Source organism: Tsukamurella paurometabola (assembly GCF_900631615.1).
GTDB classification, from domain to species: Bacteria; Actinomycetota; Actinomycetes; order Mycobacteriales; family Mycobacteriaceae; genus Tsukamurella; species Tsukamurella paurometabola_A.
The window spans coordinates 15,691-37,309 of record NZ_LR131273.1 but is presented as its reverse complement, the minus strand read 5'-3'; the positions used below and the strand labels follow the sequence as shown (position 1 = coordinate 37,309).

Annotated in this window: 20 protein-coding genes, 2 tRNA genes and 1 pseudogene; 15 read left to right on the top strand and 8 right to left on the bottom strand. The window is 68.7% G+C overall.

From position 1 onward, the window contains the following. Positions 1 to 96: 96 nt before the first annotated feature. The 4 genes from putP to ELY19_RS00185 all read left to right on the top strand — a co-directional run bounded on the left by putP (position 97) and on the right by ELY19_RS00185 (position 2,655). The gene (gene putP, locus ELY19_RS00200) at positions 97 to 1,599 is read left to right on the top strand and encodes a sodium/proline symporter PutP (protein WP_126194396.1); all 1,503 of its coding nucleotides are present in this window, start codon (positions 97 to 99) and stop codon (positions 1,597 to 1,599) included. Positions 1,600 to 1,761: 162 nt separating this feature from the next. Next, a complete protein-coding gene (locus ELY19_RS00195; RefSeq protein ID WP_126194395.1) occupies positions 1,762 to 1,962 on the top strand; it encodes a hypothetical protein in 201 nt (66 codons plus the stop codon). Positions 1,963 to 2,216: 254 nt separating this feature from the next. Then, positions 2,217 to 2,435: a hypothetical protein gene (locus ELY19_RS00190; RefSeq protein WP_126194394.1), complete on the top strand. Its 219-nt coding sequence runs from the start codon at positions 2,217 to 2,219 to the stop codon at positions 2,433 to 2,435. Between the two features lie 7 nt (positions 2,436 to 2,442). Further along, entirely contained in the window at positions 2,443 to 2,655 is a 213-nt protein-coding gene (locus ELY19_RS00185; protein ID WP_126194393.1) for a hypothetical protein, read from the top strand. 533 nt (positions 2,656 to 3,188) lie between these two features. Here ELY19_RS00185 and ELY19_RS00180 read toward each other — a convergent pair. The 4 genes and pseudogenes from ELY19_RS00180 to orn all read right to left on the bottom strand — a co-directional run bounded on the left by ELY19_RS00180 (position 3,189) and on the right by orn (position 6,596). After that, positions 3,189 to 3,492 (bottom strand): annotated as a pseudogene (locus ELY19_RS00180) (histone-like nucleoid-structuring protein Lsr2). A gap of 136 nt (positions 3,493 to 3,628) precedes the next feature. After that, positions 3,629 to 4,726 carry an IS630 family transposase gene (locus tag ELY19_RS00175; protein ID WP_126194392.1) on the bottom strand — a complete coding sequence of 366 codons (1,098 nt, stop codon included), beginning with the start codon at positions 4,724 to 4,726 and terminating at the stop codon, positions 3,629 to 3,631. A gap of 1,096 nt (positions 4,727 to 5,822) precedes the next feature. Next, a tRNA-His gene (locus tag ELY19_RS00170) sits at positions 5,823 to 5,898 on the bottom strand. Positions 5,899 to 5,999: 101 nt separating this feature from the next. Beyond that, positions 6,000 to 6,596 carry an oligoribonuclease gene (orn, locus tag ELY19_RS00165; protein ID WP_126194391.1) on the bottom strand — a complete coding sequence of 199 codons (597 nt, stop codon included), beginning with the start codon at positions 6,594 to 6,596 and terminating at the stop codon, positions 6,000 to 6,002. Positions 6,597 to 6,662: 66 nt separating this feature from the next. Here orn and ELY19_RS00160 point away from each other — a divergent pair, with 66 nt between their 5' ends. Continuing rightward, positions 6,663 to 7,679: a pyridoxamine 5'-phosphate oxidase family protein gene (locus tag ELY19_RS00160; RefSeq protein WP_126194390.1), complete on the top strand. Its 1,017-nt coding sequence runs from the start codon at positions 6,663 to 6,665 to the stop codon at positions 7,677 to 7,679. 27 nt (positions 7,680 to 7,706) lie between these two features. After that, positions 7,707 to 9,254, top strand: coding sequence for a helicase HerA-like domain-containing protein (locus ELY19_RS00155; protein ID WP_126194389.1), 1,548 nt, complete (start codon positions 7,707 to 7,709; stop codon positions 9,252 to 9,254). A gap of 81 nt (positions 9,255 to 9,335) precedes the next feature. Here ELY19_RS00155 and ELY19_RS00150 read toward each other — a convergent pair whose 3' ends face one another. Further along, the gene (locus tag ELY19_RS00150) at positions 9,336 to 9,848 is read right to left on the bottom strand and encodes a hypothetical protein (protein WP_126194388.1); all 513 of its coding nucleotides are present in this window, start codon (positions 9,846 to 9,848) and stop codon (positions 9,336 to 9,338) included. Further along, complete coding sequence (gene cmrA / locus ELY19_RS00145; RefSeq protein WP_126194387.1) at positions 9,848 to 10,654, bottom strand: mycolate reductase; 807 nt, start codon at positions 10,652 to 10,654, stop codon at positions 9,848 to 9,850. Before cmrA ends, ELY19_RS00150 begins: the two co-directional genes overlap by 1 nt. A 120-nt stretch (positions 10,655 to 10,774) precedes the next feature. On the opposite strand from cmrA, the gene ELY19_RS00140 reads away from it, so the two are divergent. Further along, on the top strand, positions 10,775 to 11,248 hold the full coding sequence (locus ELY19_RS00140) for a DoxX family protein (protein ID WP_227967082.1): 474 nt from the start codon (positions 10,775 to 10,777) through the stop codon (positions 11,246 to 11,248). Continuing rightward, positions 11,245 to 11,643, top strand: a complete 399-nt coding sequence (locus tag ELY19_RS00135) for a PPOX class F420-dependent oxidoreductase (protein ID WP_126194386.1) — start codon at positions 11,245 to 11,247, stop codon at positions 11,641 to 11,643. The genes ELY19_RS00140 and ELY19_RS00135 overlap by 4 nt, the downstream gene beginning before the upstream one ends. Before the next feature lie 3 nt (positions 11,644 to 11,646). Here the strand turns inward: ELY19_RS00135 and ELY19_RS00130 are convergent, their stop codons facing one another. Continuing rightward, positions 11,647 to 13,677 carry an NADPH-dependent 2,4-dienoyl-CoA reductase gene (locus tag ELY19_RS00130; RefSeq protein ID WP_126194385.1) on the bottom strand — a complete coding sequence of 677 codons (2,031 nt, stop codon included), beginning with the start codon at positions 13,675 to 13,677 and terminating at the stop codon, positions 11,647 to 11,649. Positions 13,678 to 13,727: 50 nt separating this feature from the next. Beyond that, positions 13,728 to 14,261 (bottom strand): PadR family transcriptional regulator, encoded by a 534-nt coding sequence (locus ELY19_RS00125; protein ID WP_126194384.1) that lies wholly within the window; start codon positions 14,259 to 14,261, stop codon positions 13,728 to 13,730. Positions 14,262 to 14,369: 108 nt separating this feature from the next. Between ELY19_RS00125 and ELY19_RS00120 the strand changes: the two genes are divergently transcribed. The 7 genes from ELY19_RS00120 (at position 14,370) to ELY19_RS00090 (ending at position 21,618) form a co-directional block, all read left to right on the top strand. Continuing rightward, a tRNA-Arg gene (locus ELY19_RS00120) sits at positions 14,370 to 14,443 on the top strand. A gap of 160 nt (positions 14,444 to 14,603) precedes the next feature. Then, on the top strand, positions 14,604 to 14,849 hold the full coding sequence (locus ELY19_RS00115) for a hypothetical protein (RefSeq protein WP_227967081.1): 246 nt from the start codon (positions 14,604 to 14,606) through the stop codon (positions 14,847 to 14,849). A gap of 1 nt (position 14,850) precedes the next feature. Further along, the gene (locus tag ELY19_RS00110) at positions 14,851 to 16,545 is read left to right on the top strand and encodes a redoxin domain-containing protein (RefSeq protein WP_126194382.1); all 1,695 of its coding nucleotides are present in this window, start codon (positions 14,851 to 14,853) and stop codon (positions 16,543 to 16,545) included. A 121-nt stretch (positions 16,546 to 16,666) separates the two neighbouring features. Further along, positions 16,667 to 18,043, top strand: coding sequence for a CitMHS family transporter (locus ELY19_RS00105; protein ID WP_126194381.1), 1,377 nt, complete (start codon positions 16,667 to 16,669; stop codon positions 18,041 to 18,043). Positions 18,044 to 18,071: 28 nt separating this feature from the next. Then, positions 18,072 to 19,697, top strand: a complete 1,626-nt coding sequence (locus tag ELY19_RS00100; RefSeq protein WP_126194380.1) for a sensor histidine kinase — start codon at positions 18,072 to 18,074, stop codon at positions 19,695 to 19,697. Beyond that, a complete protein-coding gene (locus ELY19_RS00095; protein WP_126194379.1) occupies positions 19,690 to 20,349 on the top strand; it encodes a response regulator in 660 nt (219 codons plus the stop codon). Before ELY19_RS00100 ends, ELY19_RS00095 begins: the two co-directional genes overlap by 8 nt. 84 nt (positions 20,350 to 20,433) lie before the next feature. Beyond that, the gene (locus ELY19_RS00090) at positions 20,434 to 21,618 is read left to right on the top strand and encodes an alpha/beta hydrolase family protein (RefSeq protein WP_126194378.1); all 1,185 of its coding nucleotides are present in this window, start codon (positions 20,434 to 20,436) and stop codon (positions 21,616 to 21,618) included. Position 21,619: the final 1 nt, after the last annotated feature.

Below are 21,619 nucleotides of genomic sequence, written 5' to 3'. Positions count from 1 at the left end.
TCGAGTGAGATCAGTTCACCGTAATGGGATTTCGCTAGTTGTATAGACCATGTACGAACAGCGAGTTTCGGTTCCTGGACCTGAGGAGACCCCCGAGTGTCTGACCAGACCTATCAGACGATCGCAGTAACGCTGTACTTCGCCGCCATGTTGTACATCGGTTGGAGTGCGTACCGGAAGACGCGCGACAACCTCGACGACTACATGCTGGCGGGCCGCGGCCTCAAGCCGTGGGTCGCGGCGCTGAGCGCCGGCGCGTCGGACATGTCGGGGTGGCTGCTGATGGGCCTCCCCGGCGCCGTGTACGCCAAGGGGCTCGTCGAATCGTGGATCGCCATCGGCCTGACGATCGGCGCGTGGCTCAATTGGAAGTTCGTCGCGCCGCGGCTGCGTTCGTACACCGAGGTCGCGGGCAACTCGATCACCATCCCCAGCTTCCTCGAGCACCGGCTGCGCGACCAGTCGCGGTCCCTGCGCATCGTCTGCGGCCTCATCATCCTGGTCTTCTTCACGTTCTACGTCTCCAGCGGCATGGTCGCCGCGGGCAAGTTCTTCGACAGCACCTTCGGCGTGGAGTACATCCACGGGATGCTCATCGTCGCCGTGGTCACCATGGTCTACACGCTGTTCGGCGGCTTCCTCGGCGCCACGCTGACCGACGTCGCGCAGGGCCTGCTCATGCTCGCCGCCCTGGTCGCCGTGCCGATCGTCGCGCTGATCGAGGTGGGCGGTCCGTCCGTCACCGTCGACACCGTGAACGCGGTGAACCCGACGTTCTTCAGCCTGTTCGCGGGCGGGACCGCCCTCGGCATCGTCTCCGCGGCGGCGTGGGGCCTCGGCTACTTCGGCCAGCCCCACATCATCGTGCGGTTCATGGCGCTGCGCTCGCCGCAGGAGGCGACGACCGCCCGCCGGTTCGGCATCAGCTGGATGGTCGCCACCGCGCTCGGGGCCATCTCCACCGCGTTCATCGGCATCGCGTACTTCGCCCTGCATCCGGACAAGGCGCCGAAGGATCCCGAGACCGTGTTCCTCGTGCTCGCGCAGATCCTGTTCCACCCGTTCGTCGCGGGCCTGGTCCTCGCGGCCGTGCTCGCCGCCATCATGTCGACGGTGTCGTCGCAGCTGGTCGTGTGCTCGTCGGCGCTGGTGGAGGACCTGTTCAAGATCTTCGCCGAGAAGTCGGGCCGTGACGCGGAGATCAGCGACAAGACGTACGTGCTCCTCGGGCGGCTCGGTGTGCTCATCGTCGCCGTGGTCGCGGTGCTGCTCGCCATCGATCCGTCCGACAGCATCCTCGAGCTCGTCGGCTTCGCCTGGGCGGGCTTCGGATCGTCCTTCGGCCCGGTCGTGCTCCTCGCCCTGTTCTGGCGCAGGCTCACCGCCCCCGGCGCGCTCGCGGGCCTCATCGTCGGTGCGGTCGTGGCGTTCGTCTGGGGTCAGTGGCCGCCGTTCGAGCTGTACGAGATCGTCCCCGGCTTCCTCGCGAACCTCGTGGTCGCGATCGGCGTCAGCCTCGCCACCTACAGGCCTGACGGTGCCGTGGACGCCGAGTTCGACGAGGCCGCTCGGCTCGCGGAGAAGCAGCCCGCGTCGTGACCCGTCGGCGACGTGCCCCACGGTGTCGAATTCGATTGCGCCGGCGCGCGATGCTCAACAGTGAGCCGCAGGATTGATGGGTCGGCGGCCTGCTGACGCGGCCCGCCCGAGCAGATTGTTCGAGATTGCCGATCGGATCTAGCGAACAGTTAATATCGGGTCATGAGCGATGTTCCTCAGCCTGAACGGTGGACCGATGGCCTCTGGCTTCTTCTGACAGTCCTCGGTGTGGTGGCGGTGATCGCTCTGGGGGTGAAGTCGTGGTACGCGGGGCGTGAGGTCGGGTTCGGGATCCTCGTCCTCGCGGGATGCGTGCTGTTCGGGTTGGAACGCGTCGCCGTCGCCATCCGGAGTGGGAAGTGACGCCGGGCGACGCGCACCACGGTCCGGGTCGCGTGCGGTGACGCGGGCGATCACTGAGATCTGAAACGTGGATGCTCGGACCGGGGTAGTTGTGGGGCTGCCTGTGTGCTGGCAACCCTCAATAGCTATCGGCATGGGCCGGATGGGGCCGGGGGAGTTGACGCCCTGGTATCGCCCCTGGGAGCTGACCGGGTGCGGATGCAGGATTCACTAGCTGGCTCTTTGGTGTGGTGAACTTCTGCTACCGTCCACCCATGACTGAGCAGAGCAGTGCGCCGACCGAGCCGAGTGGTGAGCATTCACCGATGCCGTCCGTGATCAAAGCCGCGTGGATCGTGTTCGCCGGTTTGATCCTGGCTGGCCTGATGATTTGGCAACCCTGGGCGTCGCCTGCCTATGAGCGGGTGGATACTCGGCCGGGGGAGGCGGCCTTCTGTATGACGTACAAGTTCTCGGTCGATTGTGGCAGGTAGGGCAACCATGAGTGATCTTCAAGCGTTGGCGCTGGTCAAGTCCATCCGGTTCGCTGCCGTCGTGCTCGGTGCATCCATGATCGTGCTCGGCGTACTGATCTGGCAGCCATGGAACGGCCCCACGGAACCCCGAGTGGTCAGCGTGGACGGCGGTAGTGTCGGGTCCGATGTGACGTGTGTGCGGTTGCGGGAAAACCTGACCTGCAACTGGCCGAAGTAGTGGCCCCCGATGACATTGACGGACGACGAGCTGGTGGACGAGTTCTACGTGAGCATCCCGGCGTTGACGACCGTATGCGGCTCGCTCTATGCCTGAAGGTGACGACCGAGGGCTGGCCCGATGTTCCTAGCTGAGTACGCCACTGGTGATCCCTGGCCTGTGTCGTGGCAGGTAGTCGTGTGGGCCGGTCTGCTCATTGGCGTGGTACTCAGCGGGTTCTACATTCGAGCCGAAAGCGTACGGGATCGGCGGACTGTTCGCGCTCTTTGGTGCGGCGCGTTTGTGGTATGGCTGTTGTTGAATCCCGTGATGCTGGCTCTCGGTTCCCCGATTGGTGTGGCGCTTCTTGGTGGGATTGGTTGTGTGGGTGCGTTGTTCGGGACTGCCGTGTGGTTCTGGTTCAATCCTTCGAACCGTTGACATTTCCGTCGTGTCTGGATATTCGAATGCGCCCCGCTCTTTGTTTAACTGAGCGGGGCGCATTTCATCGCTGTGGAGTGCTACCGGTTGTTGTACGCGTCCACAACCTCCTGTTAGATGCGTCCGCGCTCCGACACCTTCAAACCGTTCTTCCCTGCCCACTCACGGATCGCCTTCGACTGCTCACGGTCGATGCTCGTGCGAGTCGTCGGCACAGTAGCGGGGCGACCACGGTTCTTCCGGCCACTCACCCTGCGACCGGCGCTGGTGTACGGGCTGAGTGTATCGCGGAGCTTCTTCGCGTTCACGTCTGCGAGGTCGATCTCGTAGGTCACTCCATCGAGTGCGAATGAAACAGTTTCGGTCGCTTCGAGGGAATCGTCAATCGGTGAGGGTGACGGTTACTCTGCGTGCCATGCGCTGAATCCTATCTGTTGTGAACGTGGTCCGGTCCAAAGCCGGCGGTCCTCTATCGGAGGCAGAAGGTTGAACCCCATCCCGGAATCGACTCACGAGCCATGCCCCTATCGCGTCCGGCCACGACGAGTAGCACCTAGTGGCGCGGGTTTGAAGTTGTTGGACGGTTCGCCTTCTCGAGGATCTGCTCGGCGGTCTTGGTCCAGACGAACGGCTGTGCTCTCGGGTTCCAGCCGTCGATGAACGCCCGGATCTTGGCGTTGAGGTCCTGGACGGAGGTGAACACGCCGCGCCGGATGGCCTGTCGTTCGACGATCCCGAACCAGGCCTCGACGAGATTCATCCAGGAGGCGTGTGTCGGGGTGAAGTGCACGACGATCCGGGGATGCTTGGCGAGCCAGGCCTTGACGTTCGCATGCTTGTGAGCTGCGTAGTTGTCCATCACCAGGTGCAGCTCGACCGGGTTGCCGTCGGAGTCGAGCACGTCGCGGTAGGCCCGCTCGATCTGACGCAGGAACGCCAGGAACTCCTGGTGCCGGTGCTTGGGTTTGAGGGCGGCGGTGACCTTGCCGGTCGCGATGTCGAGGGCGGCGAACAAGGTGGTGGTGCCGTGCCGGTAGTAGTCATGGGAGCGGCGTTCGACCTTCCCGGGCTGGGTCGGCAGGATCGGCACCGTCCGATCCAGGGCTTGGATCTGCGACTTCTCATCCACGCACAGCACGATCGCGTTCTGAGGCGGGTTCAAGTACAGGCCGCAGATGTCGGTGACCTTGCCGACCAGCTCGGGGTCGGTGGAGAACCGGAACGATTCGGCCTTGAACGGTTTGATCCCGTACGCGCGCCACGCCCGCGCCACCGCGGCCGGCGACACCTTGATCCGGGCGGCGAGCAGCCTCGTCGACCAATGCGTCACCCCAAGGCTTTTCGGCGGCGGCGTGAGCGTTGCGACGATGATCGCATCCTGATCGAGCTCCCGCGGCCGGCCTGGCCGAACCCGATCGGACAGGCCCTCCAGGCCACGCTCGAGATACCGATCCCGCCACGCGATCACCGTCGTCCGGCTCGCATCGACCAACTCAGCGATCCGCTGATTCGACTCACCATCAGCGGCCAGCAACACGATCCGCGCCCGCTTGGCCGCGGACGCCCGCACCGAAGCGGACCGGGTCCACGACTCCAGCACCTCCCGATCACCATCGCGCAGCGTCAACGCCGGAGCAGGATGATTCGCCATGCCTCAATTCTCGCAGGCACCAAACTGTTCAATGATTAACGACACGCGCCACTAGCCGATTGGGCAAGCGCGGATCGTGGCACCCTCAGCGCGTTGATCACACGGTCTGTTGGTGGCCCTCATGGCAGGTGAGGGACTGAGCTACTGCCAGCCAGTCGATTTAGGTCGGACCCGGCATTTAGCGACCTGGTGCCTCTCGACGGCTCGAACGTGGATGCCTGCCAGCAGGGCGAAAGGAGCTACAGCTCGAAGTCGACTTCCCGTGTCACGCGAAGCTTCGCCCCCGACACCACTAGGCCGTCATGCCGAACGGTGAGCGAGTCACCGCCACGGGCGAAAGCGTCGTACAACTGGCCGCGACGGCTACCGGACCGGAGGAATACCAGCTTGACCGACGAGGTTGGAGAACACGACGGTGCGGGATTCGCGGGTGAGGGCTGCGAGATTCAACAGGGGATTCCTTCTTCTCGGGGGGATCGGACAACCGGGTGGGTATTCGAAGTAGGGGAGACGCCTTGCAGGGCCGTGCCATGTAGGCCCGTATGGGGCCGCTCAGACGGCGTACAGGGCGGCGCGAGGCAGCAGGAACACTCACCGCGTGCGATGCGACCCGCCATGCGTATGGACCAGCTCAGTGCGGATCGGGGTACCGGCGTCGACGTAGCCGGATCGGTGCGCCTTACGGTCAGCGTGCGACCGGGCAGCCATGTCCATGAACGCACGGCTACCGGGGATTGCGGGGCGGCTCATCCACGGGGGGTGGAGCGGGTGAGTGTGGTTCGAAGGTTGACGTTCATCCTGCGACCGCCCGCACGAGCGCCACGAAGGCGTACGGAGCAGCGTAGGTGACCAGGACGAGGGCGAGAGCGTCGAGGAATTGACGGGCAGCCATGCGTGCCCGAATACAGTTGTGTCATGCATGAGCGGGTCTGATCCGTTCGTGGCCAGACCCCGGCTCAGGTGCTACCAACACCTACCGGGGTCGTCGCATTTGGACAAGAGCTAAGGTGGCAAGACCCTCATCACGCCACGTTGCGCAGACACGAAGAAACCCGGCCTCGCAACGAATCCTGTTGCAAGACCGGGCTTCTCCACTTGGGGTGGATGACGGGACTCGAACCCGCGACAGCCAGAATCACAATCTGGTGCTCTACCAACTGAACTACACCCACCAGGTGCCTGGGATCGCCAGGCTCGAAGAACTTTACCCGACGGTTCCAGCGGAATCCAATCGGTATGGCCTCCGCCTCACCGAGCGCGGTGACCTGCGATTTCAGGCCGGGCCGAGCTTCTCGACGGCTGCGGCGATCTCCTCGGTCGACGGTCCGGGGGTCGGCACGAAGGCAGTGCTGCGGTAGTACTTGAGCTCGCGGATCGACTCGCGGATGTCGGCGAGGGCGCGGTGCGCGAGGCCCTTGTCGGGCTGGCCGAAGTAGATCCGCGGGTACCAGCGGCGGCACAGTTCCTTGATGGAGCTGACGTCCACCATCCGGTAGTGCAGGAAGTCGTCCAGCTCGGGCATCTCCTTGGCGATGAACCGGCGGTCGGTGGCGATCGAGTTGCCCGCCAGCGGCACGGCGCCGGCCTCGATGTGCTCGCGCAGGTAGGCGAGCACGGCCTCCTCGGCCTCGCGCACCGTCACCGTCGACGCGCGGACCTCTTCCGTCAGGCCGGAGCGCGCGTGCATCTCCTGCACCACGGGCGGCATGGCCGCGAGTGCGTCGTCGTCGGCGTGGATCACCAGGTCCACGCCCTCGCCGAGGATGTTCAGATCACCATCGGTCACCAGGGCGGCGATCTCGATGAGTCGGTCAGAGGTCAGGTCGAGGCCGGTCATCTCACAATCGACCCACACGAGTTTGTCGTCCACGCCGATGAGCGTAACCAACCTCGTCGGGGGCATCGCGATCCCGAAGAGCGAGGGTAGCCTGGCCTCATGAATCCCGTCGGATCGGTGTCGGAACTCGAGAACGCGGTCGGGAAGCCGGTCTCCGCGATGATGCTCAAGACGATCGACCACCTGGACGAACACTGTCGGACGATCCTCGCCGTCTCCACGGCGGCCGTCCTCGGTTACGTGGATCGCGACGGCGTCCAGCGCACGCGGCTCCTCGGTGGCGCGCCCGGCTTCGCGAAGGTGACCGCACCGACGCGCCTCGACCTGGGCTTCCCGGATGACGCCGCGGCCGGAGGGGCGTCCCTCCTCATGCTCGTCCCGGGGTGGCGCGAGACCCTGCGGATCAACGGCACGGTCGGCGCCGACGGCTTCACCGTGCGCGAGGCGTACCTCCACTGCGGGAAGGCGGTGATCCGCGCCGGGCTCTGGAACCCCGCTGCGCCGGTCGCGCCCGCCGCGGCCGCCGCGGAGGACGACGCCGCCGCCATCGGCCCGGCGGCCGCCGCGTTCCTCGGCGCCGCCCCGTTCGCGGTGATCAGCTCCCGCGACGAGGACGGCCGGGCCGACAGTAGCCCCCGCGGCGACCCCGCCGGCGACCTCCGCCTCCTCGGACCCACGACCGTCGCGATCGCCGACCGCCCGGGCAACAGGCGCACGGACACCCTGCACAACATCGTCGCTCACCCGGAGGTGGCGGTGCTCGCGCTCGTCCCCGGAGACGACCGGACGCTCGAGCTCACCGGCACGGCCACCATCAGCACCGACACGGATCTTCGGGAGCAACTCGCGGAACGGGGCAAGGCGCCGAAGGCGGTGGTCGTCGTCGAGGTCTCCCGCGTCCGGCTCGCCCGGAGCGAGGGGATCGCGACCGCCGCGCTGTGGGACACCGGACGGCACGTCGACCGGGACGCCCTGCCCCGGCCGTCGGCGGTGTGGACCGACCATGTCAAACGCAACACGACCGGGGGCGTCGGCGCGCGGGTGCTGCGCGCCGTGGCGAACGAACGGGTCATGCGGGCGGGCGTCGACCTCGACTACCGTCAGAACCTCTATTGACCCAGGTCTCGGGTTAGGGTTTGCACCGTGACTGACAACGCGAACTCCCCGGCGCAGACGATCGCCGCCGGCTACGAATTCTCGGGGCCCGCCCTGGAGCTCGGGACCGTCCTCGTGGACGGCACCGTCGACCCGTCGGCCAAGGTGCGGATCCCGCTGGCCATGATGAACCGGCACGGCCTCGTCGCCGGCGCGACGGGTACCGGCAAGACGAAGACGCTGCAGCTCATCGTCGAGCAGCTGTCGGCCAACGGCGTGCCCGTGGTGCTCGCCGACATCAAGGGCGACCTGGCCGGCCTGTCCAAGCCGGGGGAGGCGAACGACAGGACCGCCTCGCGCGCCACCGACACGGGCGACGACTGGAAGCCCGCGTCGGTCCCGACCGAGTTCGTCTCGCTCGGTACGAACGGTGTCGGCGTGCCGATTCGCGCCACCATCTCCTCGTTCGGTCCGATCCTGCTGTCGAAGGTGCTCGGACTCAACGCGACTCAGGAGTCGACGCTCGGCCTGATCTTCCACTGGGCCGATCAGAACCAACTCGAGCTGCTCGATCTCAAGGACCTGCGCTCGGTCATCGCGTACCTGACCTCCGCGGAGGGGAAGGCCGATCTCGAGGGCATCGGCGGCGTCAGCAAGCAGACCGCCGGCGTGATCCTGCGCGCCCTCGTCAACCTCGAGGCCGAAGGCGGCGACACGTTCTTCGGTGAGCCCGAGATCGACATGGGCGACCTGCTGCGCACCGCGGGCGGCCAGGGCGTCGTCACCCTGTTCGAGCTCGGCGATCAGGCCGCGCGGCCGACGCTGTTCTCCACCTTCCTCATGTGGGTCCTGGCCGACCTGTTCCAGTACCTGCCCGAGGCGGGCGACCTCGACAAGCCGAAGCTCGTCTTCATCTTCGACGAGGCGCACCTGCTGTTCGCCGACGCCAGCAAGGCCTTCAAGGACCAGGTCGAGCAGACCGTCAAGCTGATCCGTTCCAAGGGCGTGGGCGTCTTCTTCTGCTCCCAGCTGCCCACCGACATCCCGAACCCCGTGCTCAGCCAGCTCGGCGCGCGCATCCAGCACGCCCTGCGCGCCTTCACGCCGGAGGATCAGGCCGCGCTGAGCAAGACGGTCAAGACCTACCCGACGTCGCCCGCCTACAAGCTCGACGAGGCCCTCACCAGCCTCGGCATCGGCGAGGCGATCGTCACCGTGCTCTCGGACAAGGGCGCGCCGACGCCCGTCGCGTGGACCCGCCTGCGGGCCCCGCGTTCGCTGATGTCCGCGATCGGCGACGATGCCGTCCGCTCGGCCGCGCAGGCCTCGCCGCTGTGGGGCAAGTACGCGCAGACCATCGACAACCTCTCGGCCTTCGAGAAGCTGTCGGCCAACGCGCAGCAGGCGCAGCAGGAGAACGCGCCTGCCGAGCAGGCGCCCCCGCCACCGCCCGCGCCGAAGAAGGAAGAGGAGGAGTCCTCCTGGGTCTCGGACGTGATGAGCAACCCGGCCGTGAAGTCCTTCCTCCGGTCCGCGGCGTCCAGCGCCGGCCGGGAGCTGTCCCGCAGCATCTTCGGCACCAAGCGTCGCCGCTGAGCGAGCGCGACGACGGAAGTCCGGTCATCGGATCCCACGATCGTGGGATCCGACGACCGGACTTCCGTCGCGTCGGAGGAACTACTTCGTCTTCGCCGCTCGGCGCAGCATCTCGAAGTCGCGCTCGGGGACCAGCTGGGATGGGATCCCGTCGTACAGCACGCCGCCGCGGTACCGGATCACGACGACCGGACCGACCCGCCGTGCGGCGGTGATCGCCGCGTAGTCGATCACGCTCGTCGAGATCGGGTTGATCAGTGAGAGCTCGGCCGGGCCGAAGCCGGTCGCCCATGTCGCGCCCGGACACAGCAGTGCTTTCGTCGCCGAAAGGTAGTACCCGAAATAGACGAGGAAGAGCAGGCCCAGGGCGAGGGTGAAGACCACGACGCTGAACAATCCCAGCCAGCCCATGCGGGTGAAGTCCCACACCGTCAGGGCGGCGATGACCGCGTAGAGCACCCACATCGGCTTGTTCCACATCATCGCCCGCGCGACGGCCCATGCGGCGCGCGTCGCATCGCTCGGCCCGGCGATCCACTGGTGCTGGATCGGAGGGAACGGGCGCTGCGGCAGGCCCGGCCCGGTGGGGTGCATCAGTTCCCCGCGAGCTTCTTGTACATCTCGCCGACGATGGGCGCCATGATGCCGCGCGGGGTGTAGTTGCCGGCCATCGACATGCCCTTCGACAGCAGGCCGGGCACGACGCGCATCTTGTTCTTCTCCAGCGCGTCGAGGGTCACGCGCGCGGTGTACTCGGTGTTGACCCACAGGAACTCGGGCACGACCTTCTCGACCGTGGAGCGGTCCTCGGGGTCGGGGAGTTCGGTCCGCACGGGGCCGGGGGCCAGCAGCGTGACGTGCACACCGGTCTTCTTCAACTCGCCGCGCAGCGACTCGGAGAAGGTGTTGGCGAAGGCCTTCGACGCCGCGTACGTGGCGTTGTTCGGGATCGGCATGTTGCCGGCCGCCGAGCCGGTGATCATGATGCCGCCGCTGCCGCGCTGCACCATCTGCGGCAGGACCGCCAGCGTCAGGTCGTGCACGGCGTTCGCGTTGAGCTCGAGCTGTGCGCGCTCGTAGTCGAAGTCCAGGTCGATCACCCGGCCGAAGGTCGCGGTGCCGGCGTTGTTGCAGAGGATGGAGATCTCGCGGGAGGCGAGTTCCTCGCAGAGCACGGCGCGGGCGGCGTGATCGGAGAGGTCGACGCCGCGGACCTCGGCCTCCACGCCGAACTCGGCGCGCAGCTTCGCGGCCAGTTCCTCCATGGGACCGGTGCTGCGGGCGACGAGGATGACCGAGTGGCCGCGACGCGCGAGCTCCGTGGCGAGGGCGACACCGATGCCGGAGGAGCCGCCGCTGACGACGGCGCGGGCGGACTGATGGGGTGCGGGTACTGGCATGGGTCCCGATCGTAACGGAGCCCTCGGGACGATTCCGCTCACGCCGGACCTGCTGTGACGCGCTTCGAGTGGCGGACCGGAACGTATGCCATTAGGTTAGCCTCGCCATTGTTGCATCGCATGAAGGTGGATGACATGAACCGCTGGGCCCCGTACTACCTGTTCGCGCTCCGGATCGTCACGGGTGTGCTGTTCGCGCTCCACGGCGCCGCGACGTTCTGGGGCTTCCTCGGCGGCCACCGCTCGAGCCCTGAGGTCTTCGCGTGGCCGAGCTGGTGGGGCGCGATCATTCAGCTCGTGGGCGGCCTCCTCGTCGCCGCCGGCGCCCTCACCCGGCCCGCGGCGATCATCGCGTCGGGCTCGATGGCGTACGCCTACTTCGCCTTCCACGCCGGCGACGGACTCTCGCCGCTCGCCAACGACGGCGAGCTGTCCGTCCTGTACTGCTGGGTGCTACTGCTGTTCGCGTTCACGGGGCCGGGGCCGATCAGCGTCGACGCCGCGATCGGCCGCCTGCGCGCGACGGATCGCGGTGACGGAAAGGTCGCGTCGGACCGCGCCGATGAGGAGGATGCGGCAGAGTCTGCGGTATGACCGCAGACATCCCCGACGCCGCCCGCGAACTCCTCGATCAGGCCCTCGTCGTCGACCTCGCGACCGTACGCCCCGACGGCGGACCGCAGGTCAACCCGATGTGGTTCCTCTTCGAGGACGGGCTGATCTGGTTCACCCACACCGACTACCGGCAGAAGTTCCGGAATCTGCAGCACGAGCCGCGGGTGGCGATCTCGGTGCTGCCGGACGGGAACCCGTACGGTTACCTGGAGATCCGGGGCGAGCTCGACCGCATCGAGCCGGACCCCACCGGGTCGCTGTACACCCGTCTCGCCGAGCGCTACGGCCAGGGGTCGATCGTGCCGCCCGATGCGGCGGATCGCGTGAAGATCGCGATCCGCCCCACCCGGTTCAGCGGTAACGCCCTGAAGTAGGCGCTACAGCGCCGCGGCGACCTCGGTGCCCTGGCGGATCGCCCGCTTGGCGTCCAGCTCGGCGGCCAGAGCCGCGCCGCCGATCACGTGGGCCTTCACGCCCCGCTCGGCGAGCGCCTCGTCGAGGTCGCGCACCGACTCCTGGCCGGTGCACAGGATGACCGTCTCCACGTCCAGCACCCGGGCGTCCTTGCGCTCGTCTCCGAACGTGATGTGCAGGCCGGCGTCATCGACCTTCTCGTAGTTGACGCCGGTGAGCTGTTCGACCTTCTTCATCTTCACGGTGGCGCGGTGCACCCAGCCGGTGGTCTTGCCCAGGCCGATCCCCTGCGGGGTGCTCTTGCGCTGCAGCATGTACACCTTGGACCGGGTCGACGGTGCCGGGGCCGGCTTGGTGACGAAGCCCGGCACGTCGCCCTGACGGGTGACGCCCCACTCGGCGTTCCACTCGTCCAGGTGCAGGGTGGGCGACTTGTCGGTCGTGACGAACTCGGCCACGTCGAAGCCGATCCCGCCGGCACCCATGATCGCGACGGTGTCGCCGATCTCCTTGGCGCCGCTGATCGCCTCGGCGTACGTGATGACCTTCGGGTGGTCGACGCCGGGGAACGACGGGACGCGCGGCACGACGCCCGTCGCGATGATCACCTCGTCGAACTTCCCGGCCAGGTCATCGACGGTCGCCTCGGTGTTCAGGTGCACGGTCACCTGGTTCCGGTCCAGCATCGTGGTGAAGTACCGGATGGTCTCGTTGAACTCCTCCTTGCCGGGGATCTTCGCGGCGTAGCCGAACTGGCCACCGATGTGATCGCTCGCCTCGAAGAGTTCGACCTTGTGGCCGCACTCGGCGGCGCTGACAGCGGCGGAGAGTCCGGCCGGCCCGGCACCGACGACGGCGACGCGCTTGGCGGCGCGGGTCGGCGCGAGCACGAGGTCCGTCTCCCGGCCGGCACGCGGGTTCACCAGACACGACACCTTCTTGTGCACGAAGGCGTGGTCGAGGCAGGCCTGATTGCAGCCGATGCAGGTGTTGATCTCCTCGGCCCGCTCGTCGCGCGCCTTGTTCGCCCACTCGGGGTCGGCGAGGAGGGGGCGGGCGATCTGCACGAGCTGTGCGTCGCCCCGCTCGAGCAGTTCCTCGGCGGTCGCGGGCATGTTGATGCGGTTCGCGGCGCACACGGGGATGTTCACGGCGCGCGTCACATCGGCGGTGAACGCGGCGAAGGCGGCGCGGGGGACCGAGGTCACGATCGTGGGGACGCGGGCCTCGTGCCAGCCGATGTCGGTGTTGAGGATGTCGACGCCGGCCGCTTCGAGCTTGTGCGCCAGTGCCAGGATCTCGTTGCGGGTCTGGCCCTCCTCGACGAAGTCCGCCATCGACAGTCGGAACACGACGATGAAGTTCTTGCCGCAGCGCTTGCGGATCTCCTTGACGATCTCCACCGGGAAGCGCTGCCGGTTCTCCGCCGTACCGCCCCACTTGTCGGTGCGCTTGTTGGTGCGCGCCGCCAGGAACTGGTTGATGAGGTAGCCCTCGCCGCCCATGACCTCGACCCCGTCGTAGCCGGCCTTCTGCGCCGTGCGGGCGGCATTGCCGAAGTCGCGGATGGTCTTGCGCACCTCGAAGTCCGACATGGCACGCGGCTTGAACGGGTTGATCGGTGCCTTGATCGCGCTGGCCGAGGCGCTGAGCGGGTTGTAGGAGTAGCGGCCGGCGTGCAGCAACTGCATCGCGATCTTGCCGCCCTCCTTGTGGACGGCGTCGGTCACCTTCTTGTGCAGGATCGCGTCGAGCGGGCTGGACATCTTCGCGCCGGCGGGCAGGAGCCAACCGGTGATGTTGGGGGAGTAGCCGCCGGTGATGATGAGGCCGACTCCGCCCTTGGCGCGCGCCGCGAAGTAGGCCGCGAGCTTGCCGATGTCCCACGGCAGGTCCTCGAGGCCGGTGTGCATGGAGCCCATGACGACGCGGTTCTTCAGCGTCGTGTGGCCGAGGTCGAGGGGTTCGAAGAGGTGGGGGTACTTCGCTGACATGAGGCTGATCCTTCTTCGCTGATTCGAGGTACGGGCTGATGAGGGCTGGTTCAGGGGCCGAGCGCTGCGAGCACTTCGTCGAGCCAGTCGACGGTGCCCTGCTCGGAGTACACGCCCCCGCGCAGCACCAGGTGCTGCTGCAGGGCCGTGCCGGTGAGCGTGGCGGGCTCGGGGTAGTCGCGCGCCTCGAGAGTGCGGAACAACTCGGCGCGCTCGGCGTGGAGGTCGCGCACCCGACGCACCTCGACCATCAGGTCCGGCAGGTCCGACGGTGCCGCTCCCCGGATCTTGGTGGCCAACTCGCGCCGGTCGGTGGCGTCCTTGCCGGGGGTGCGGATCCACTCCGACAGCGACTTCCGGCCGGTGTCGGTGATCGAGTAGACCTTCTTGTCGGGCTTGCCGTCCTGCGCCTGTTCGACGTAGGTGACGAGCCCGTTCTCCGTCATTCGCGCCAGCGTCTTGTAGATCTGCTGGTGCGAGGCCCGCCACCAGTGCCCGATCGATCGGTCGAAGCGCCGGGTGAGCTGGTACCCGGTGCCCGAGCGCTCGCTCAGGGAGACCAGTAGTGCGTGTTCGAGGGCCACACGGGCGACGCTACCGCGAAGGGGCGATCTATGCAACAAGTTGCACTGCGCTCGTATGCACAAGTCCGGCGCGCGGGGGCGTGCCGATAAGATGACCACCGCACCACTGCCTCCGTAGCTCAGTTGGATAGAGCAAGAGCCTTCTAATCTCTAGGTCGCAGGTTCGATTCCTGCCGGGGGCGCACAACCGCACGCGCCCGGCGGCGCGTACGCGTACACGTATTGACCTGCGAAAATCGGACGAAGCGGGTGTCGCTGGGGCGGTGCCCGGCGGTACGATCAGAGCTGACGTGGGGGCCTCACAGGAGGTGCTCGATGCAGCGGACAATACGGACATTCGCCATGGCGGCCTGCGCGGTCGCAGTGTTCGGATTCGGTGGAGCGGGCGCGGCCTCGGCCGATCCCACCCCGGCGCCGCCCCCGGTCGGTTCGATCTGCGGCAAACCCGGCGAGAACAAGGTCATCACCACGATCCACACGTGCGCGAAGATCAATTCCCCGTGCACCGGCTACGACATGATGATCATCGGCCGCGTCGACAAATGGGGTCACTGCGTGATCCCGGGAATGAACGGGACCACCTGGTGACGTGACCGAGCTCGCGCTCCCGCTGGTCGGCCTCGTCGGCGGTGTCCTCGCGGGAGTCTCCCCGTGCGTGCTCCCGGTCCTGCCGGTCGTCCTGCTCGGCAGCGCCGGGACCGGCGCCGACGGTGCTCCCACCTCGCGGGCCCGGCCGGTCGCGATCGTCGCAGGCCTGGTGCTCAGCTTCTCCCTGTTCACCTTGTTCGGCACCCTCGTTCTCGCCCTCCTGCATCTGCCCAGCGGGCTGATCCGCTGGGTCGGGATCGGGGCGCTGCTCCTGCTCGGCGCCGCGATGCTGGCCCCACCGCTGGAGCGGCTGCTCGAGCGGCCCTTCGCGCGTCTCCCGCAACGCGTCCCGGGCCTCCAGGGCGACGGTGCCGCGGGCGGCTTCGCGCTCGGCGCCGCCCTCGGCGCGGTCTACGTGCCCTGCGCCGGACCGGTGCTCGCGGCGATCGCGCTGGCCGGCGCCACCGACAGCCTCGGCCTGCGCACGCTCATCCTCACCGCGGCGTTCGCCGCCGGCACCGCGATCCCGCTGCTCGCGATCGCCCTCACCGGCCACCGCCTGGCCGACCGGGTGCGTGCCTTGCAACGACGTCAGCGGGCGATCCGCGCCGTCGGCGGCGTCCTCGTCATCGTCCTCGCGGTCGCCCTCGCGCTCGGTGTCACCGACCTCATCCAGAGGCGGGTGCCGGACTACACACGCGCCGTCGGCGATCGGCTCGGCGCCGCGGCGATCGCCCCGCAGGTGGCCGGCACCGGTTCCCTGCAGCAGTGCCAGCAGGCCGCGTTCACTGGGACGGCGCAGCTCGCCGACTGCGGGCCGGCGCCGGAGTTCGCCGGCATCGACCGGTGGCTCGGTGGTGCGGCCCGCACGATGGCGGGCCTACGCGGCAAGGTCGTGCTCATCGACTTCTGGGCGTACTCGTGCATCAACTGCCAGCGAGAACTCCCGCACGCCGAGGCCTGGTGGAAGAACTACCGCGACCTCGGGTTCGAGGTGATCGGCGTGCACACGCCCGAGTACGCCTTCGAGCACGACGCCGGCAACGTCACCGCGGGCGCGCGCAAGCTGGGCCTGACCTTCCCCATCGCCGTGGACAACCGCTCCGCGACGTGGACGGCGTACCACAACGTGGCCTGGCCCGCGGGCCACCTCGTCGACGCCGCCGGGACCATCCGGCTCGTCACCCTCGGCGAGGGGCACTACGACAAGGCCGAGACCGCGATCCGCTCGCTCCTGCTCGCCGCGAACCCCGGGGCGACACTCCCTCCCGCGACCGACGTCCCCGACGTCACGCCGTTGAACAAGGACCGGACGCCCGAGCTCTACCTCGGCGCCGAGAAGCAGCAGGGCTACGGTGGACCCGGCGGCTACGACCCCGGCACGCGCGCATTCACCCGCCCGGAGACCGTGCGGCCCAACACCTTCGCGCTCGACGGAACCTGGACCGTCGGTGCCGAGGACATCCGCGCGGGCGAGCGGGCCGTCCTCACGCTCGCCTACACCGCGCAGCGCGTCCACCTCGACGTCGGCGGCACCGGCACGCTCACCGTCACGGAGGCCGGCGCGACTCGCACGATCCCGGTCGACGGTCCGCCGGACGTCCGCACGGTCGTCGACCGGCCCGCCTCCGGTGCCGGCACGGTCACCGTCGCCCTGACGCCCGGCTTGACGGCCTACTCGTTCACCTTCGGCTGACCGGAGCCGCCCCGCGCAAAACGCGCAAAAGAGCGACTAACACGCACAACCGCGCGCTGTGAACACCATCACCTCCATGCTCCTCGTGTTACCCCGATCACTCACTCACGAGGAGAAACCCATGCTGACAGTCCTGGGACTGACCATGGTCGCGGCGTTCATGGTCGTCATCATGACGCGCCGCGCGACGCCCATCGTCGCGCTGATCGCCGTCCCGGTGATCTTCGGCCTGCTCGCCGGGGCGGGCACGGGCATCGGCAAGATGATCACCGGCGGCATCGAGGACCTCGCTCCGACCGCCGCGATGCTCTTCTTCGCCATCATCTTCTTCGGCGTGATGATCGACGTCGGCCTCTTCGACCCGGTCGTGCGGGCCGTGGTCCGCGTCGTCGGCGAGGACCCCGCGAAGCTCGTGCTCGGCACCGCCGTCCTGGCGGGCGTGGTCTCGCTCGACGGCGACGGCTCCACCACCTTCATCGTCACCACCTCCGCGCTGCTGCCGCTCTACCTCAAGCTCGGCGTCAGCCCGGTCGTGCTGACCGTGGTCGCGGGCCTCGCGAACGGCACCATGAACATCCTCCCGTGGGGCGGCCCCACCGCGCGCGCCGCGGCGGCGCTGAAGATCTCGCCCTCCGAGGTCTTCGTACCGATGATCCCGTCGCTGGTCGCCGGCATGGTCGTCGTCCTCGCGTTCGCCTGGCACCTCGGGCTCATGGAGCGCAAGCGTCTCGGCAGCATCGTGATCCGCGAGCGCGTCCTCGCCGGTGCCGGCGGCGGGAGCGTCACCGCCGGCGGCGGTGGTGACGCCGGCCCCGTCCCACCCACCGTTGGCACCGGCGGCACCGGAGACAGCGCACTCACCCCGGTGTCGGGCGCGCACGGCAATCCGAAGCTCATGTGGTTCAACGCCGGGCTCACCGTCGCCCTGCTGTCGGTCCTCACCCTCGACCTGCTGCCGATCCCCGTGCTGTTCATGATCGCCGCCGCGATCGCGCTGGCCGTGAACTTCCCGGCGGTGTCCGATCAGCAGGAGGCCATCACCCGGCACTCGAAGTCGATCGTCTCGGTCGTCGGGATGGTCTTCGCCGCAGCGGTGCTCACCGGTGTCTTCAAGGGCACGGGGATGGTCGACGCCGTCGCCGCCTGGGTCACCGGCATCATTCCCTCGTCGATGGGGCCGCACCTCGCCGTCATCACCGGTGTCCTGTCGATCCCGTTCACCTTCCTGATGTCCAACGACGCCTTCTACTTCGGCATCCTGCCCGTGCTCTCGGAGACGGCGAGCCACTACGGGATCAGTGCCGCGGAGATGGCCCGCGCGTCGATCACCGGCCAGCCGTTCCACATGCAGAGCCCGCTGGTGCCCGCCATCCTGCTGCTCGTCGCGCTCGCGGGCGTCGGACTGGCCGATCATCACAAGAAGGTCCTGTGGCGGGCATTCGTCGTCTCGATCGTCATGCTCGTGGTCGGCGTCCTCCTCGGCAAGATCCCCTTCTGAGAGGAGATCGGATGATTAGGCTGAGGCGATGCCCAGGATCCGGCTGCGCACGCAGATCCTCCTGCTCCAGGTGGTGATCATCATCGTGAGCCTCGCCGCCGGTTTCGGCATCGTCCTGCACCGCGTGGACGCCGACACCCGTACCGAGTACGGCCACCGGGCGGAGGCGATCGCGGAGACGGTCGCCTCCGACACCGACGTCCGCGCCGGTGCCGCCGCCCAGTCGGCGGCTCGGCGCGCAGGGCATCCGGCGTCGCCGCAGGAACTGGCCGATTCACCGCTCCAGCGCCAGGCGGTGGCGATCACCGAGCGCACCGGCGTGCTCTTCGTGGTGATCGCCGACGACGCGGGATTCCGCATCGCCCACCCGGATCCGGCGCAGCTCGGTGCGCCGCTGAGCACGGATCCGTCCACCGCCCTCGGGGGCGACGTCGAGGTCACGCAGCAGCACGGCACCCTCGGCGAGTCGGTCCGCGCCAAGGCGCCGGTCCTCGGGAGCGACGGCACCGTCGTCGGACTGGTCAGCGTCGGCATCTCCACGGAGACCGTGGCCGAGGCGGCGCGCCGGACCCTGCTGCTGCTCGCGGGGCTGGCCGCGCTCGCGCTCGTCGTCGGGGTCCTCGGGTCCGGCCTCCTCGCCCGACGGTGGCGGCGCCTGACCCTGGGCCTCGAACCGGAGGAGATGGCGGAGCTCATCCGCGAGCAGAACGCGGTCCTGTACTCGGGCTCCGAGGGGGTCATCGCCATCGACGCGACCGGGGTCGTCCGGGTGATCAACGACCGTGCCCGCGAGCTGCTCGGCGTGACCGCCGAGGCGGGCACGCCGCTCGCCGACCTGGGGCTCACGGAGCGCGTCGCGGGCGTCGTCGCCACGCCGACAGAGGTGCCGGTCGCCGCCGCGGTGAACGAGCGGGTGGTCCTCGTCGCGTCGCGGCGGGTGCACCGCGGTGATACCGATCTGGGCACCGTCCTCACCGCCGTCGATCGCACCGACGTGGAGGCTCTCACCCGCGAGCTCGACTCGGTGCAGGCGATGAGCGCGGCGCTGCGCGCGCAACGCCACGAATCCGCCAACCGCGTGCACGTCGTCACGGGCCTGCTGCGCGACGGCCGCACCGAGGAGGCGCTGGCCTACCTCGACGAGATCGCCGGCCGCGCGGGCGTGCTTCCCGTGTCCGGCCTGGACCGACTCGACGAGCCGCACCTGCGGGCCTTCGTGTCCGCCAAGGCGGCGCGGGCGCGCGAGCGGGGCGTCACCCTGCGGGTCGGCGCGGATACGGCGCTCGTCGGCGTGCTCACCCATCCCGTCGACACCACCACGCTGGTCGGCAACCTGCTCGACAACGCGATCGACGCGGCGGGCGACGGGCCCGAGCCGCGCGAGGTGGAACTCGACGTGCTCCGCGACGGGGACGACCTGGCGATCATCGTCGTCGACAGCGGCCCCGGCTTCACCGTCGACGACCCTTTCGTCGAGGGCGTGAGCACCCGCACCGACCCGACGGTGCCGGGCGGGCGCGGGCTCGGCCTGGTCATCGCCCGGCAGGTGGCGCGCGGGCACGGGGGAGAGGTCACCGTGGTGGCGCGCGGCGGCGACGGCGAGCCCACGACCGTGATGGCCACCGTGCCCGAGGGGGTGCGCGACGATGCCTGACGACTTGCGGATCCTCGTCGTCGACGACGACTTCCGGGTGGCCGCGATGCACGAGAAGATCGTGGACGCCATGGTCGGTCTGACCACCGCGGGGTCCGCGCGCACCGTGTCCGAGGCGCGCGCGATCCTCGATCGCGAGCGGATAGATCTGGCGCTCGTCGACGTCTACCTCCCCGACGGCTCGGGCATCGACCTGGTCCGCGAGATGCGTTGTGACGCCTTCATCCTGGGCGCGGCCGACGACGCCGCGAGCGTGCGGGCGGGCCTCGCGGCCGGAGCGCTGCAGTACCTCATCAAGCCGTTCGCGACGACGGAACTGGCCCGCCGGTTGGGCGCGTACACCGCGTACCGTCGGATCCTCGGTGCCGGTGAGGTCACGCAGGAGCAGGTGGACGCTGCGGCGTCGGTCCTGCGCAGCGAGCGTCCCGCGCCCCGTCGCGACGACAGCGGTTCGGTCACGGAGCGGCGGATCGTCGAGGCGCTACGCGCTGCCGACGGACCGATGCTCGCCGACGACATCGCCTCGGAGGTCGGCGTCTCGCCGGCGACCGCGCGCCGGTACCTCGCGGAGCTGGTGCGCGAGGGCACGCTGACGATGGCGCTGCAGTACGGCGCCACGGGCAGGCCGCGGCAGCGGTACACGCTGAGTTGAGCCGACTTCCGGTGGCGCGCGGGCGAGGCCGGATCCGCCGACTCGACGGGTAGGCCGCAGCACCGAGCGCTAGAGTCCGAAGCCATGAGGATCTCTCGGCTCGCGCTCGCCGGCATCACCGCACTTCTGGGGACGGCACTGGTCGTCGCGCCCGCCTCGGCCGCACCCGATTGGTCCGGTCTCGACGCCGCGAACTACGCGGGCCCCGTGCCCGCGAAGGGTGGCGAGCAGATCAGGTCCGTGCCGCTGAGCCCGGCGCTGTCGCTCCCCGGCGCGGGAACGGCCAAGCGGGTCCTGTACTCCACGACCGATCAGCACGGCAAGCCCGCCACCAGCACCGGCGCGATCTTCCTGCCGAAGGGCACCGCGCCCGCGGGCGGCTGGCCGGTCATCGCCTTGGCGCACGGCACCGTCGGGCTCGGCGACACCTGCGCCCCGTCGGCGAATCCCCGCTCCGCCCGCGATCGCGAGTACCTCGGCCACTGGCTGTCGCAGGGCTACGCGATCGTCGCCTCGGACTACGCGGGCCTCGGGACGCCGGGCCTCATGAGCTACCTCAACAGTGTTTCGACCGCGCACAACGTGGTCGACTCCGTGGTCGCCGCGCATCGGGACCGATCGCTGAACCTGTCGAAGAAGTGGGCCATCGTCGGCCAGTCGCAGGGCGGCGGCGCCGCCGTCAACAGCGCGCGGTGGGCCACCGAGTTCAGTGCCGGGAGCGGTCTGGACTACCGGGGCGTCGTCGCCACCGGGACGCCGTTCAAGATCGAGGAGGTCGTCAAGAACGTCGGCCCCGGCTCCGGCCTGCCCGGCGGCCTCAGCGCGGCCGCCACCTCCTACACCGCGTACATCCTGGCCGGTATCCGTGAGGCGAATCCCGGCGTGGACTTCGACTCGGTGCTCACCCCGCGCGGCAAGGATGCCGCCGCGAAGGCCGAGGTCCAGTGCTACGCGCAGCTCAGCACGACGCTCGCCGGCCAGAAGCCGACCGACTTCGTCAACGCCAAGGTCAGCACGGTTCCCGGTGCGAGCGCGGCGCTCGACCGGTACATGGGAACCCCGACCTCCGGCTACGACCGGCCGGTGTTCCTCGGCGTCGGCCTCAAGGACACCGACGTCCCGGTGCAGTCGTCCATCGCCCTCGCCGCGGCCCTGAAGAAGAACGGCGCGACCGTCGAACTGCACCAGTACCCGAACGCCGACCACAGCGGTGCCGTCCTCGAATCCATGAAGGACTCGACGCCCTTCCTCGCCCGGATCCTCGGGTGAC